This window comes from Alkalihalobacillus sp. FSL W8-0930 (genome assembly GCA_037965595.1).
Taxonomy (GTDB): Bacteria; Bacillota; Bacilli; order Bacillales; family Bacillaceae_D; genus Alkalicoccobacillus.
This window is the reverse complement of the sequence record CP150183.1, coordinates 2,519,946-2,534,190: the sequence shown is the minus strand read 5'-3', so window position 1 is coordinate 2,534,190 and position 14,245 is coordinate 2,519,946. Positions and strand designations below refer to the sequence as shown.

The 14,245-nt window shown below is 41.2% G+C and carries 13 protein-coding genes; 11 read left to right on the top strand and 2 right to left on the bottom strand.

Annotation, left to right across the window (positions count from 1 at the left end; genetic code table 11):
• Positions 1-271 precede the first annotated feature (271 nt).
• The gene (locus NSQ54_13540) at positions 272-730 is read right to left on the bottom strand and encodes a GNAT family N-acetyltransferase (protein WYP25336.1); all 459 of its coding nucleotides are present in this window, start codon (positions 728-730) and stop codon (positions 272-274) included.
• 82 nt (positions 731-812) lie between these two features.
• Positions 813-1,631 carry a Cof-type HAD-IIB family hydrolase gene (locus NSQ54_13535; protein ID WYP25335.1) on the bottom strand — a complete coding sequence of 273 codons (819 nt, stop codon included), beginning with the start codon at positions 1,629-1,631 and terminating at the stop codon, positions 813-815.
• A gap of 137 nt (positions 1,632-1,768) precedes the next feature.
• Between NSQ54_13535 and ctaG the strand changes: the two genes are divergently transcribed.
• The 11 genes from ctaG to NSQ54_13480 all read left to right on the top strand — a co-directional run bounded on the left by ctaG (position 1,769) and on the right by NSQ54_13480 (position 14,232).
• Positions 1,769-2,683: a cytochrome c oxidase assembly factor CtaG gene (ctaG, locus tag NSQ54_13530; GenBank protein WYP25334.1), complete on the top strand. Its 915-nt coding sequence runs from the start codon at positions 1,769-1,771 to the stop codon at positions 2,681-2,683.
• A 16-nt stretch (positions 2,684-2,699) separates the two neighbouring features.
• The gene (locus tag NSQ54_13525; GenBank protein WYP25333.1) at positions 2,700-3,308 is read left to right on the top strand and encodes an SCO family protein; all 609 of its coding nucleotides are present in this window, start codon (positions 2,700-2,702) and stop codon (positions 3,306-3,308) included.
• Between the two features lie 222 nt (positions 3,309-3,530).
• Positions 3,531-4,568 carry an N-acetyl-gamma-glutamyl-phosphate reductase gene (gene argC, locus NSQ54_13520; GenBank protein WYP25332.1) on the top strand — a complete coding sequence of 346 codons (1,038 nt, stop codon included), beginning with the start codon at positions 3,531-3,533 and terminating at the stop codon, positions 4,566-4,568.
• Positions 4,569-4,582: 14 nt separating this feature from the next.
• Complete coding sequence (gene argJ, locus NSQ54_13515) at positions 4,583-5,818, top strand: bifunctional glutamate N-acetyltransferase/amino-acid acetyltransferase ArgJ (protein ID WYP25331.1); 1,236 nt, start codon at positions 4,583-4,585, stop codon at positions 5,816-5,818.
• Between the two features lie 17 nt (positions 5,819-5,835).
• The gene (gene argB, locus NSQ54_13510) at positions 5,836-6,618 is read left to right on the top strand and encodes an acetylglutamate kinase (protein WYP25330.1); all 783 of its coding nucleotides are present in this window, start codon (positions 5,836-5,838) and stop codon (positions 6,616-6,618) included.
• Positions 6,619-6,639: 21 nt separating this feature from the next.
• On the top strand, positions 6,640-7,794 hold the full coding sequence (locus tag NSQ54_13505) for an acetylornithine transaminase (protein WYP25329.1): 1,155 nt from the start codon (positions 6,640-6,642) through the stop codon (positions 7,792-7,794).
• 64 nt (positions 7,795-7,858) lie between these two features.
• Positions 7,859-8,941, top strand: a complete 1,083-nt coding sequence (locus NSQ54_13500; protein ID WYP25328.1) for a carbamoyl phosphate synthase small subunit — start codon at positions 7,859-7,861, stop codon at positions 8,939-8,941.
• Complete coding sequence (locus NSQ54_13495; protein ID WYP25327.1) at positions 8,934-12,077, top strand: carbamoyl phosphate synthase large subunit; 3,144 nt, start codon at positions 8,934-8,936, stop codon at positions 12,075-12,077. The genes NSQ54_13500 and NSQ54_13495 overlap by 8 nt, the downstream gene beginning before the upstream one ends.
• Before the next feature lie 17 nt (positions 12,078-12,094).
• Positions 12,095-13,045 carry an ornithine carbamoyltransferase gene (gene argF, locus NSQ54_13490; GenBank protein WYP25326.1) on the top strand — a complete coding sequence of 317 codons (951 nt, stop codon included), beginning with the start codon at positions 12,095-12,097 and terminating at the stop codon, positions 13,043-13,045.
• A 52-nt stretch (positions 13,046-13,097) separates the two neighbouring features.
• A complete protein-coding gene (locus NSQ54_13485) occupies positions 13,098-13,283 on the top strand; it encodes a YjzC family protein (GenBank protein WYP28562.1) in 186 nt (61 codons plus the stop codon).
• A 205-nt stretch (positions 13,284-13,488) separates the two neighbouring features.
• Complete coding sequence (locus NSQ54_13480; GenBank protein ID WYP25325.1) at positions 13,489-14,232, top strand: hypothetical protein; 744 nt, start codon at positions 13,489-13,491, stop codon at positions 14,230-14,232.
• Positions 14,233-14,245 lie beyond the last annotated feature (13 nt).

The window sequence follows — 14,245 nt, the reverse complement described above, 5'->3', positions numbered from 1 at the left end:
AATCAGGCGAAAAAAAGACGCAAAAAACCCAATTATCACAAAAATGGGCAGCTTGGATTTGTTTTTGGACGAAGTGAAGTTTGAAACAAAAAAACAAGGGCGGGACATAACATGTATGTAGCGAGAAAACAAAAACATAGCAATTAATCCACTACAGGAGAATCCCTTGCTTGTTCATATAAAATCAAAAAGGGCGAATGATTCTACAATCGAATCATTCGCCCTTTTCAAATTGATTTTTAGTTATGTCCAGCCTCGTTCTCGCATTTACTTAAAACCTAAACCCGTACCTTTTAGAAATGACATCATAAAATCCAAGTGAATTATAAAGTGCTTTTGTTGCTTCGTTATTTCTGCCGGTTTCTAATTCAATTCCTTTGATTTTCTTTTGTTCAGCCCAGTAGATGATGCGAAGGAGTAATTTTTTTGCGATTCCTCTGTTCCTAAAATCTTTCGTGACAAACAAATCATTTAACCAGATATACTGGCCACCCTTGCCAAGACTTAATCCAACATTGAGGAAGGCAGCACCAACAACACCATTATGTTCACTGATTGCAATAAACAAGTGTGCCTTTGAACCAGGTTCAAGCGCTCGGTTGATTGTTTCTTCTAACTCAGGTCGTCCATCCTTTGGACCGATTGACTGCATTTGTTCCATCAAAAGATCAACAATTTGAGTGCGAAGAAGCTGATCTGCGTGATTATCTACTTCCACAATTTCAATCATATGAATCCTCCTAAAGTCCGTTACTCTAGTAAATCTTATCATATTTCATTGATTGAAAACCGTGCTGTTACGTTTTTTGAAGTTATTTAACTGAAAGATTTAATGCTTCTTCTAAATACTCCGCAATTCCATCTTCTTCGTTGGTTAGGGTAATATGATTTGCCACAGACTTAAGCTCAGGAATGGCATTGCCCATAGCCACACCTTGTCCAGCAAATTCAAGCATTTCCAGGTCATTATCCTCATCACCAAAAGCAATGATTCGTTCACTAGGAATTCCGTAATAGTCTGAGATTCGTTTTAATCCTACCGCTTTATTAACTCCGGCACGAATTACTTCAATAATGTTCCAAGGTGCACCCCATACTCTTTGTTCAATTACTTCTGCATGCGCCTTTTTTAATAAGTCTCTAAGAGATTCAGCCTGGTCATATTGAGGATGAATTAAGACAGAGGTTGGTGCATCTTGAAGAATATTTAGTAGATTGCCGTAATCAATAGGGTTCTGACCTGCTGTAAAAGCTTCTACAAATAATTCATCTTTGTAACGTAAGTAAAAGTCGTCCATCACTTCTACCATAATATTGCTCACGCGAAAAGCTTCACAGGTCTCAATGACCGTTTTGGCTGTTTTTAAGTCAAGAGGGCTGTGATACGAACCAAAGGACGGGGCATCTGGGTTGTGAACAAATGCACCATTAAAGTTAACCATTGGACTTGTTAACCCAAGCTCACGGTAATAATTAAGACTAGCTCGAACAGGACGGCCAGTTGAAATGGCAACGATGTGTCCATATGCCTTTGCTTTCTCGATTGCTTGCTTTGAGCGTGCGGAGATTGTTTTATCATCCGTTAATAGAGTTCCGTCAAGATCAAGTGCGATAAGATGTTTTGATGGCATAGGTAAAATCCTTTCTACTACATAGTTTATAAGATTGCATACTGTCACGAAATTGACCTGCGGATACGTTTTCATTTGTGGTATAGTGGATGGAGAATGATGAAAATGAAAATCCCGGTCTAAGGGGGAGACGCGTTATGGAGTCATTGTGGACAACGTTTACATTCCGTGCACTTTGGACACCAGAATTAATCGTTGGCATTATCCTTGTTTCTATTGTATATGGCTGGCTCATTAAATATGAAAAAAGACATCAACACGTTCTTTCAAACACATCACTACGGCAAAAAATCTATTTTGGTTTAGGGATGCTAGCACTTTATGGGGGATGGGGGAGCCCTTTGTATCTAGCAGGACATATGGTGATGAGCATTCATATGCTGCAGATGGTACTCGCCTACTTTGTCGCTGTTCCTTTCCTGCTTCTAGGATTACCTAAATGGGTATTCTCGCAGGCAGCTGAGTGGTTAAAAAGCAGAGGCATTCAACCAATCTTTCGCTTTTTTAGTCATCCGATTTTAGCACTTCTATTATTTAATGGCCTGTTTTCATTCTATCATGTCCCTTTTATGTTTGATAGTCTGATGCAGTCGCCGATTTTACATAGTGTGTACCAGTATGGATTACTATTTGCTGCGGCATTAATGTGGTGGCATATGCTTGCGCCGTTGCCAAGCGTCTACCAGCTGTCAGATTTAAGACGGATCGGCTATATCTTTGCAAATGGGATTTTAATTACGCCAGCTTGTGCGCTAATTATTTTTGCTCCGGCTTCAATGTATGCAACGTATACGGATCCGGTTGTTTGGGCAAATGTGATGTCCTATTGTTTGCCAGCAGGGACTGAGATTCCTCTTTCCATGTTTAATGGACCATCTGCACCTTTGGCTTTTTTGGACACGAGAATGGATCAGCAGCTTGCTGGTGTTCTCATGAAGATTATGCAAGAGGTAGTCTATGGCATTACAATTGGCTATGTGTTTAAGCAGTGGTTACGGAAAGAAAAACAACAGGAAGGATCCATGACGATAAGCGATATTCCTTCGTTGTAAAAGGTAGGAGAGACGTATGAAAATGAAATATGGTTTGCTTGGGTTTTTAGTGCTCATACTTACAGGATGCAGCTGGGTGTATGAAATAGGAGCAAAAGAAACAGATTCTACTTATGATATAAGTGAAGCCGGCATGAAGGTAACAAACCTTGAATTTACAAATCAGGATGAGGAAGTGACTCAGGTCTCTGACTTTGAAGGGGACTACTGGCTTGCGAATATGATCTTTACGAATTGTTCTACTGTTTGTCCGCTTTTATCACCTAACTTGCAGAATCTTCAAGCCGAGGCAATTGAAGAGGAGCTTCCGGTTAAGGTCATATCGTTTACAGTTGATCCAAACCAGGACAATCCTGAGCTTTTGAAGCAGTACGGGACAAACCTAGGAGTTGATTTTGAAACGTGGACCTTTGCTACTGGTTATGAGGAGGAAGAGATCGTTCAATTTTCATTGGATTCCTTTAAATCACGTTTAGAGAAAGCAGAAGACGGTTCAGATATTTTGCATACAACGGCATTTTTCCTAGTAGATCCAGAGGGTCATGTCATTCGTAAATACGATGGTTTAGAAACAGACCAAGAAGAGTACATTAAAGATCTAAAGCAAGCAATCGAAACAAAGTAAATATTTATACAGCTTTAATGAATATTACACATCTAATTGAATGAAAAAAGAGCGTAACCCGATTAAATCCAATCGAGTTACGCTCTTTTTATATCTAGTGTAACAACCTTTTTCGTTTTTCTTTGAAAATAAAATAAAAATACAGTTGAATTTATTTTTATTCATATTTATAATGAAACACAAGAGAAAATCAGAGAGAGATAGAAACGGAGCGGGAGCTAGATGAGAATAGGAATTGTTGGAGCTACAGGCTACGGCGGGGCAGAGCTTCTCCGCTTATTGAAGAACCATCCAAAAGTAAAATATATTCATCTATATACATCATCCAAAGACGGCGTACATATTAGTGATTCGTATCCTCATCTAACCGATGTGTACGATTTAACATTAAAAGCATTTGATCCAGACGTTGTAAGTCAAGAAACGGACCTTGTGTTTATGGCTACACCACCTGGAGTGTCGGCAGAGAGTACGTACCAGGTAGCAAAGAACGGAACAAAGGTTATTGATTTATCAGGTGATCTTAGATTAGAGGATCCAGCTATTTATGAAAGCTGGTATAAACGCAAGGCAGCAGACCAAACAACCATTGATCTAGCAATCTATGGATTAAATGAATGGGCGAGTGAAGAGGTTCAATCAGCATCCATTATTGCAAACCCAGGATGTTACCCAACGGCCGCACTACTAGGTTTAGCACCGTTAGTACAGCAAGATTTGGTAGAGCACCATTCAATTATTATTGATGCAAAAACAGGTACATCTGGTGCGGGTAGGTCAACATCCGCTATGACTCATTATAGTGAAATGAGTGAGAACTTTAAGATCTACCAGGTGAACAGTCATAAGCACACACCAGAAATTGAGCAACAGCTTAAACGATGGAATGACAAAATTGATGCGATTACGTTCCAGACGCATCTTGTGCCAATGGTTCGAGGCATCATGACAACCATGTATGTGCAACTAAAAGAATCCTACAGCCAAGAAAAGCTACATCAGTTATACAATGATGTGTATAAAGACTCACCATTTGTCCGAATCAGAAAAGAAAATCACTACCCGGCTACAAGAGAAGTATACGGAAGCAATTACTGTGATATCGGGTTGTCATATGATGAGCGAACGGGTCGAGCAACCATCGTATCAGTGATTGATAACATGGTAAAGGGCGCGGCAGGTCAGGCGATACAAAATATGAATGTAATGAACGGTTGGGATGAAACAACGGGGCTGGATGTTGTTCCTGTTTATCCATAAAGGGGAGTAGAAAGATGAGTGTAACCAAACAAACAGATCAAGTAAAACAGATAGAATCAGGGTCTATTTTAACACCAAAGGGCTTTTTGGCAGCAGGCATTCATGCCGGATTAAAGCGTAAACGCAAAGATCTTGGAGCGATTTTATGTGAAGTGCCAGCGAGCGTTGCGGCAGTCTACACATTAAATCAAATTCAAGCGGCACCGCTTAAAGTAACACAGGAATCGATTGCGGTAGAAAATAAGATTCAGGCATTAGTTGTTAATAGTGGGAATGCAAATGCATGTACGGGAGAACGTGGACTAAAAGATGCTTACACGATGCGACAGGTATCAGCACAGCAATTTAACATTCCAGAGCATTTGGTAGCTGTTACTTCCACGGGTGTGATTGGTGAGTATTTACCGATTGAAAAAGTTACGGACGGAATTAAACAATTAAAGCCTACATCGATTGAAGGCGCGGCACAAACATTTAATGAAGCGATTCTAACAACGGATACAACAACAAAACAAACCTGCTTTCAAACAGAGATAGATGGTCAAACGATTTCCATTGGTGGTGTTGCAAAAGGATCTGGTATGATTCATCCAAATATGGCAACGATGCTTTCCTTCGTTACAACAGATGCTGTGATTGAGTCTGACGAACTACAAAAAGCATTATCCAGTATTACCAACCAGACATTTAACCGTATTACAGTTGATGGAGATACATCGACAAATGATATGGCGGTTGTGATGGCATCAGGACTTGCTGGTAACAATTCACTCTCACCAGATCATCCGCAATGGGCTTCCTTTTACGAAGCGCTAAAGCTTGCATGTGAATCACTTTCTAAGCAAATTGCACGTGACGGTGAAGGAGCGACTAAGCTGATCGAGGTTCAAGTAAATGGTGCATTAAATGATGAGGAAGCTGGTAAGGTAGCAAAGCAAATTGTCGGTTCAGACCTTGTAAAATCAGCTGTATTTGGTAAGGATGCGAACTGGGGAAGAATCATTTGTGCGATTGGTTACAGTGAATGCAAAATTAACCCTGAAACGATTGATATCGCAATTGGAAGCACGATGACACTCTTACAAAGTCAGCCACTTGTTTTCTCTGAGGAACAAGCAACCGCTTATATGACAGATGAGGATACGGTGGTCATTAACGTTCATTTACATGTTGGAGAAGGATTCGGAAAAGCATGGGGCTGCGATTTAACCTATGATTATGTTCGAATAAATGCAGGATATCGCACATAAATAAGGAGGTGCAATCAATGTCTGGAATTGTCGTTATAAAATGTGGCGGAAGTACGTTAGAGCAATTATCGGATGACTTCTTCCAAAGCATTACAAAGCTTAAACAAGAAGGCAAACACCCCGTACTTGTTCATGGTGGAGGGCCTGATATTAATCAGATGCTTGACCAGCTTTCGATTGAGAGTGAATTTGTAGATGGACTTAGAAAAACAACCTCAGTTGTGTTGGATACAGTAGAAATGGTCCTATGTGGGCGAGTGAACAAACAACTAGTGAAACGAACACAAGAAGGTGAGGGCCTGGCGATCGGATTAGCTGGGTGTGATGCCAATCTGTTAATGGTCAAACCAGTAAATGTTGAGAAGCTAGGATATGTAGGTGAGCCGATACAAGTGAACGCAGAGCTGATTCACACGTTAATTGATCAACAGTTAATTCCGGTTATTGCTCCAATCGGGGTAGATGCGGATGGCACACATTTTAATGTGAATGCAGACACAGCAGCTGGAGCCATTGCAGAAGCTCTAGGAGCCAATGAATTGATCTTTGTAACGGATGTAGATGGCATCTTAAAAGACGGTACGGCGCTTGCGACAGTCACAGAAGAGGAAGTTCAACAGTTCATTCAAAGTGGAGTGATTTATGGAGGAATGATTCCTAAAGTTCGTGCAGCCCTGCATAGTTTAAAAGGATCTCTTCCATTTGTGCGAATCGTAAACGGAAAGAATGCAGTCTTTTCAGCTGGAAGTGGATTATCAGGAACAAAAATCGTCAAGCAGACTGCACCATCTGTTTCCTAATAAATAGAGAGAAGGGATCACATGAGTTCATTATTTCCAACCTATCAAAGATGGGACGTCCATGTTAAGTCAGGCAAGGGTACGACATTAGTTGATACTAATAACAAAGAATATCTGGACTTCATTGGCGGTATTGCTGTTTGTAATCTTGGTCACTGCCATCCAAATGTTGTTGATGCATTAAAAACGCAAGCGGAGCAGTTATGGCATGTCTCAAATTTATTTGAGATAGACGGTCAGGAACAAGCAGCTTCAGTTCTTACGGAGAAGAGTAGTGGAGACTATGTGTTTTTCTGTAACAGTGGAACAGAGGCTAACGAAGCAGCCATTAAGCTAGCTCGTAAACATACAGGTAAACAACACATTATCAGCTTAAAGAATTCGTTCCACGGTCGTACGTTAGGAAGCATGGCTGCAACCGGACAGGCGAAAATCCATGAAGGATATGGCACGATGCTAGAAAGCTTTAGCTATGCTGATTTAAATGATCTAGAGTCTGTGAAGCGTTTGATGACGGATGAAACAGCAGCTGTGATGATTGAGGTTGTTCAAGGTGAAGGTGGCGTCAGAGTAATGGACGCAGATTTTGCAGAAAACCTTCAAGCCTTATGTAAGGAACATTCTCTTCTTCTCATAGTAGATGAAGTGCAAACGGGTATCGGACGAACAGGAAAAGCATTCGGTTATGAGCATTTTAATCTTTCACCTGATATCATTACTGTTGCGAAAGGACTTGGAAATGGTTTTCCAGTCGGTGCGTTAATTGGTAAAGCTCACTTAAAACCAGCGTTTCAGCCAGGGAGTCACGGTTCAACATTTGGAGGAAATCCACTTGCAATGGCTGTTGTGAACGCGGTACTCACAGAAATCTTTGATGAGTCTTTCTTAAAAGAAGTAGTGAAAAAAGGGAAAGCTTTTGAAAACTATTTGAACGAAGCTCTGAACGGATCACCAATTGTCAAAGAAGTTCGTGGATTAGGATTAATTGCTGGAATAGAGTGCTACGCGCCAGTAGCGGAGTATATTACAAAAGCTAGAGAAAAAGGGCTGTTGGTTTTACCGGCTGGACCAAACGTGATTCGCTTGTTACCGCCACTTGTTGCAACAGACGAAGAACTAAAGCAAGCAGCATCCATTCTTGCAGAGGTCGTTACAAATCAAACAACAACCGTTTAGTGCGGTTATCTTTGAATATTTACACAAAAAATAGATTAAATATACAGGTTCCGAGGAGGGTGTCATGAAAGGCTACGTCGTACTTGAAACAGGGGAAACATTTAGCGGCCAATTATTTGGAGCAGAAGAAGGTAAAGATGTCCACGCAGAGATCGTCTTTTTTACAGGGATGACTGGCTATCAGGAAGTATTAAGTGATCCTTCCTTTAAAGGGCAAATGGTCGTGTTTACGTATCCGTTAATCGGTAACTACGGGATTAATCAATCTGACTTTGAAAGTCTTAAACCGCAAGCTGAGGCCTTACTTATTAGTGAACTAAATGAAACAGGACATCACTATGAGGTCAATCAACCTTTGTCAGATTGTCTTACCCAAGCAAAAATTCCTTATCTAACGGGAGTGGACACACGAGCAATTGTAAAGCGAATCCGTAAAAACGGAGATATGAGAGCGGTTCTTACAACAAATCCTGAAACGGTTGATTTCAATGCATCGCTGCCACTTGGAGAGCAGGATGTTGTATCGACGGTAGCAGTCAAAGAAAAGCAAACATTTGGTGAGGGAGAACGACATGTCGTTCTTGTTGATTTTGGATACAAAACGTCCATTGTTGACGAGCTTGTAGCCAGTGGCAACCAAGTGACAGTTGTTCCATATCACACATCCTTTGAGGCGATTGACGCATTAAAGCCGGATGGTATTTTACTTTCAAATGGACCTGGCAATCCAAAGCAATTGCAGTCCTACATTCCTACCATTCGTAAAATGGCTGAACATTATCCGACACTTGGTATTTGTTTAGGTCATCAGCTGTTAGCATTAGCTTTTGGTGGAAATACAGAAAAACTAAACTTTGGACATAGAGGCGCCAATCAGCCAGTCATTGACCAGAAAACCAATAAAGTATACATGACTTCTCAAAACCATAGCTATGTGGTAAATGAGGCTTCGCTTACACAAACAGAGCTTCAAGCACGATTCTTTAATGTGAATGATGGGTCTATTGAGGGACTTGAACATAAATCTTTACCAGTGTTATCGGTGCAATTCCATCCAGAAGCGCATCCGGGACCAAGCGACAGTGCAACATTATTTAATGTATTTAAAGAGATGATGAGTCAAGGGAGAGAAAGCTTGTATGTATAAGAAAGGCGATCTGCAGTCGGTATTAGTCATAGGTTCTGGCCCAATCGTTATCGGGCAGGCTGCGGAATTTGATTATGCCGGCACACAAGCGTGTATGGCGCTAAGAGAAGAAGGCATTAAAGTAATCCTTGCAAATAACAATCCAGCAACCGTTATGACAGATGATGCATGTGCGGATGTTGTTTATTTTGAACCACTGACGATTGAAAGTATTGAAGCGATTATAAAAAAGGAAAAACCAGATGGCTTACTTGCTACGCTTGGAGGTCAAACAGGATTAAACTTAGCACTTGAGCTTCATGATTCAGGGATTCTTGCAGCAAACAATGTTGAACTATTAGGTACGCCGATTGATTCAATTAAAAAGGGAGAGGACCGGGATCTTTTCCGCTCACTAATGAATGAATTAAACGAACCCGTACCTGAAAGTGAGATTGTGACAACAGCTGAAGAAGCTTTAGCTTTTGCTGAGAAGGTTGGTTATCCAATCATTGTTAGACCAGCCTATACATTAGGTGGTGCTGGTGGAGGAATTGCTAAAGACTCGCACGCTCTTGCTCAAATTGTTGAGGGTGGACTTGATCTAAGCCCAATCAATCAGTGCTTAATTGAAAAAAGTATTGCAGGATTTAAGGAAATTGAATATGAAGTGATGCGTGATGCAAATGACACTTGTATTACTGTGTGTAACATGGAGAACATCGATCCTGTTGGGGTTCACACAGGAGACTCGATTGTTGTTGCCCCTTCGCAGACGCTTACGGATGTTGAATATCAAATGCTTCGCTCTGTATCGGTTAAAATCATTCGCGCATTAGGAATTGTTGGTGGATGTAATATTCAATTCGCACTTGATCCAAATAGTAAGCAGTACTATTTGATTGAAGTAAACCCACGGGTGAGCCGTTCTTCTGCTCTTGCTTCAAAGGCAACAGGTTATCCAATTGCTAGAATGGCTGCAAAACTAAGTATTGGTTATTTGCTTCATGAACTGAAGAATCCAGTAACAGGTCATACGTATGCGAGCTTTGAGCCAGCACTGGATTATGTAGTCGTTAAATTCCCACGTTGGCCGTTTGATAAGTTCACACAAGCGAATCGTTTGTTAGGCACTCAAATGAAGGCGACTGGCGAAGTCATGGCGATTGAACGTCATTTAGAAGCGGCTTTACAAAAAGCCATTCGCTCTCTTGAGTTAAAAACGTCAGGACTTTCTCTTGACGCGTTAGCCAACTGGACTGCAGAACAGCATTGGGAGGTTGTGAAGCAAGCGGACGACCGCAGATTCTTCTCTATGCTTGAACTTCTTAGACAGGGAGTAACGGTTGAGGAGATGGCTCGTGAAACAGGTATTAATACGTATTTCCTTCAAGCGTATGCCCGTCTGGTGAAAGCAGAGAATGAAATCAATGAGACTTCATTAAACAACGTTTCAAAAGAGGCGCTCCTTCAATATAAAAAGCTAGGCTTTACGGATCCTCATTTGGCTGATAGCTGGCATGTCACAGAATCAGAAGTGAGAGAGCTCCGTAAAACTTACGAGCTACAGCCTTCTTATAAGATGGTAGACACATGTGCAGGTGAATTTGCTGCATCAACCGCTTATTATTATTCAAGCTGGGACGGAGAGAATGAAGCGATTCCTTCCTCCAACAAGAAAATTTTAATTCTCGGTTCTGGACCCATTCGGATTGGGCAAGGAATTGAATTTGACTATTGTTCCGTTCATGGTGCGTATAGCCTTCGGAAGCTAGGGTACGAAACGATTATTATGAACAACAACCCTGAAACAGTGAGTACAGATTATGTCACGGCAGATCGTCTATACTTTGAGCCACTAACGGTTGAAGATGTGCTTGCAGTTGCAGAGCATGAAAACGTTGAAGGTGTCATCATTCAGCTTGGTGGTCAAACGGCTATTTCTCTTTTAGAAGGGCTAGAAGACGCAGGTGTGCACGTGTATGGAACAAGTTTTGATACAATTGATATGCTTGAAGACCGTGGCCGTTTTTACAGCTTTATGAATGACGTTCACGTTCCACATATTCCAGGTGAGACAGCTGATTCGAAAGAGGACGCTCTTACGCGTGCTAAAACGCTTGGCTATCCTTTATTAATTCGTCCGTCCTATGTGATTGGCGGACAGGGAATGCTTATTTGTACAACGCAGGAAGAGCTTGAGGCTTATTTAAATAAAGAAGAAACTGTTCTTTATCCTTTACTATTGGATGCATACTATCCTGGGAAAGAGCTTGAAGTCGATGTGTTAACAGACGGAACGGATGTCTACATTGCAGGGATCTTTGAACATGTTGAAAAAGCAGGTGTCCATTCAGGAGACAGTATGGCTGTGACACCACCATTTTCATTATCGGATGAAGTGAAAGAAACGATCTTGGCTTATACGAAACAAATTGCAAATGGAATGGATTTTAAAGGGATCTTTAATATTCAATTTGTCTTATACCAAGGACAGTTGTACGTCATTGAAATTAATCCGCGTGCTTCAAGAACGGTTCCAATCTTTAGTAAGGTCACTGGTGTTGGGCTGATTGATGGAACCATTCAGCTACTTCTTGGATCAAGTATTAATGATCTAGGTTTAACACCTGGGTTTGCACCTGAGCAATCGTTCTATACCGTAAAAGCACCTGTATTCTCATACCTTAAGCTTTCTGGACTTGATCCATTACTTGAAGCCGAGATGAAATCAACAGGTGAATTAATTAGTATTAGCACATCACTCCCTGAGGCTTTCAAAAAAGCATTTGCTTGGGCCCAAGGCCAAAAGCCAGCCTTGTATCAGTCAAAAGGGTTGGTCTATGTTGATATTCATTCGGACTATGAAGAACAGTTCCAATCCTATCAGCAGCTTTTAGAACAGCACGGTTTCACCATTGTGCGTAACGAATTTGATCAATGGCTTACTCAAAAAGAGGCGATTGCCCTGATCAGTCTTCCGAAACCTGGTTTTAAAGAAGGAAAAGAACAGCGGATTGCGGCTCTTGGAAAACGTCTAACTGTCATTACAGAGCTAAATACGTTAGATGTTATGCTTCAAGGACGCACAGCGACATCAAATACGCTATTCTCGCTCCAGGAATGGATGCAAAACGATCAAATTCCCGTTTCATAATGGGAGAAGGAGAAAACATGTCACAGACTACTGAAGTACCAACTCACACGTTAACAGGCCGTGATTTTCTAACACTGTTTGATTACACTCCAGATGAAATCAAGCAGTTGCTTCAATCGGCTAAGTCCTATAAAGAGAACCCCGAGACAAAAAAAGGGGTTCTCGCAGATAAATCACTAGGCATGATTTTTGAGAATGCATCTACTCGCACTCGTGTTTCATTTGAGGTGGGCCTCACACAAATGGGAGGTCACGCATTATTCTTAAGTCCGAGAGACCTGCAAATAGGTCGTGGTGAACCAGTGCGGGATACGGCACAAGTGTTATCACGTTATCTGGACGCGATTATGATTCGTACCAACTCGCATGAGCTTGTTGAAGAATTTGCACACTATGCGACAGTCCCAGTCATTAATGCGCTAACAGACGCTTATCATCCATGCCAGGCTCTGGCAGATCTTCTTACAATTCAAGAGCACAAAGAAACACTTGCCGGGCTTAAGCTTGCTTACTTTGGGGATGGAAACAATGTCGCTCATTCCCTTCTTGTGGCAGGAGCAAAAATGGGCATGCATGTTGTGGTGGCTACTCCGGATGAACACAAGGTAGATCAGGACATTGTTGCAAAAGTGCGTGAAATTGCCAAGCAGACAGGTGCAATCATTGAAGAAACAAATGATCCTGCTGCAGCAGCAAAGGAAGCCGATGTCATTTATACGGATGTTTGGGCTAGCATGGGCTTTGAAGCAGAACAAACAACCAGAGAGCAATCACTTGCTAAGTACCAAGTAAATGAAGAGCTTCTAACATCTGCGAAAGAGGATTACATGTTCCTGCACTGTCTTCCTGCCCACCGCGGGGAAGAAGTAACGGCAGAAGTAATTGATGGCAAGCATTCCTTTGTTTATGATCAAGCTGAAAATCGCCTTCATGCACAGCAAGCGATTCTAGCTGCCTTAATTGGTTAAACCTTCTTCATGCAATCTAGATTCAAACGGACATACTAACCCATAGGAGGGGATTCTTTTGGGACAAAGTCGTCAATTTATTGCGGGGCAAAAAGCACCCAATAATGGAATTTATGTTGAAATTGGTGAAACAGGTAGTACTGTTAATGCACCACAATCTGTTAAGTTAAAAGCTGGAGACTCTTTTCCAGACTTAACAAACCAGGATCGTAAATGGACGTACAAACGTAAACCATAACCTCTTGTGTAACCCTCGTAAAAGGATCACCCTTTTATGAGGGTTTTTTTTGTGGACAAATTCTAATGAAGAGAGTTTACGCATAATGGATAGATAAGAGAAAAAAGGAGCAGAGCTGTCCTAAATTCTAAGATAGGTGGTCCATTATGGTACATGGATGCATACGCTAACCAAGCAATAAGTGTCATGATTAGGAGAATGCACGATGGTTGACGTACGATATTTTAAGTGGAAAGGTAAGTGGAATGTAAAATTTCTGCCTGAACAGCCAAATGGCTTTGCTGTTTTTTTGTTAAGCGGTCAGGTTGGAACCGTAGAGGAAGCTAGTTGTATATGGGAGAACCACCCTGAGAAAAGGCAGTTTCTTGATTCGTTACTTGCTAGTGGATATACCGTCTTTACTTCGGATTTAGATCCAAAGATGTGGGGGAATGAAGCTGCATGTACGTATTGTGAACAGCTAATTCAGCATCTGCTTAAAACGGAAATCTTAAACAAACACATTCATCTTTTAGCTGAAGGAACAGGAGCAATTACGGCTCTTAAGTTAGTTTCTCGTGGTCGAACGGCGATTCGGTCGATGCTGTTTTTTAATCCTTGTATTTATTTAGAAGCTTATTATGAATTTGAATATCAAAATAAGCTGTACTATAAAAAATTAAAGCATGAATTATCTCAAGCGTATGGTGTGAAGTCTGAACGAATCAATCACCAGTGGGTACGACATATATCAAACCCACCTTTTCATAAAGTGTGGCCACCTGTCTTATTGATTCATCAAGTCAATGAAAGACGCTACCCACTACCAAACCATTCAAGAAGACTCGAGGGTGAGTTATTAAAGCACAGACAATCCGTGCAATTAAAGCTTTTTAGCTCAACGAGGCGTTTTGATTCGATTAGTGAGCCAACTGTTCAGTTTTTTCAAAAGCACGAACGGATATTGTGACCCTCTTTGTTTA

Coding starts and splice junctions, on each gene's coding strand:
- argF (WYP25326.1), top strand. CDS start 12,095: ATGTCACAGACTACTGAAGTACCAACTCACACGTTAACAGGCCGTGAT.
- NSQ54_13505 (WYP25329.1), top strand. CDS start 6,640: ATGAGTTCATTATTTCCAACCTATCAAAGATGGGACGTCCATGTTAAG.
- argJ (WYP25331.1), top strand. CDS start 4,583: ATGAGTGTAACCAAACAAACAGATCAAGTAAAACAGATAGAATCAGGG.
- NSQ54_13535 (WYP25335.1), bottom strand. CDS start 1,631: ATGCCATCAAAACATCTTATCGCACTTGATCTTGACGGAACTCTATTA.
- NSQ54_13480 (WYP25325.1), top strand. CDS start 13,489: ATGGTTGACGTACGATATTTTAAGTGGAAAGGTAAGTGGAATGTAAAA.
- NSQ54_13540 (WYP25336.1), bottom strand. CDS start 730: ATGATTGAAATTGTGGAAGTAGATAATCACGCAGATCAGCTTCTTCGC.
- ctaG (WYP25334.1), top strand. CDS start 1,769: ATGGAGTCATTGTGGACAACGTTTACATTCCGTGCACTTTGGACACCA.
- NSQ54_13500 (WYP25328.1), top strand. CDS start 7,859: ATGAAAGGCTACGTCGTACTTGAAACAGGGGAAACATTTAGCGGCCAA.
- NSQ54_13495 (WYP25327.1), top strand. CDS start 8,934: ATGTATAAGAAAGGCGATCTGCAGTCGGTATTAGTCATAGGTTCTGGC.
- argB (WYP25330.1), top strand. CDS start 5,836: ATGTCTGGAATTGTCGTTATAAAATGTGGCGGAAGTACGTTAGAGCAA.
- argC (WYP25332.1), top strand. CDS start 3,531: ATGAGAATAGGAATTGTTGGAGCTACAGGCTACGGCGGGGCAGAGCTT.
- NSQ54_13525 (WYP25333.1), top strand. CDS start 2,700: ATGAAAATGAAATATGGTTTGCTTGGGTTTTTAGTGCTCATACTTACA.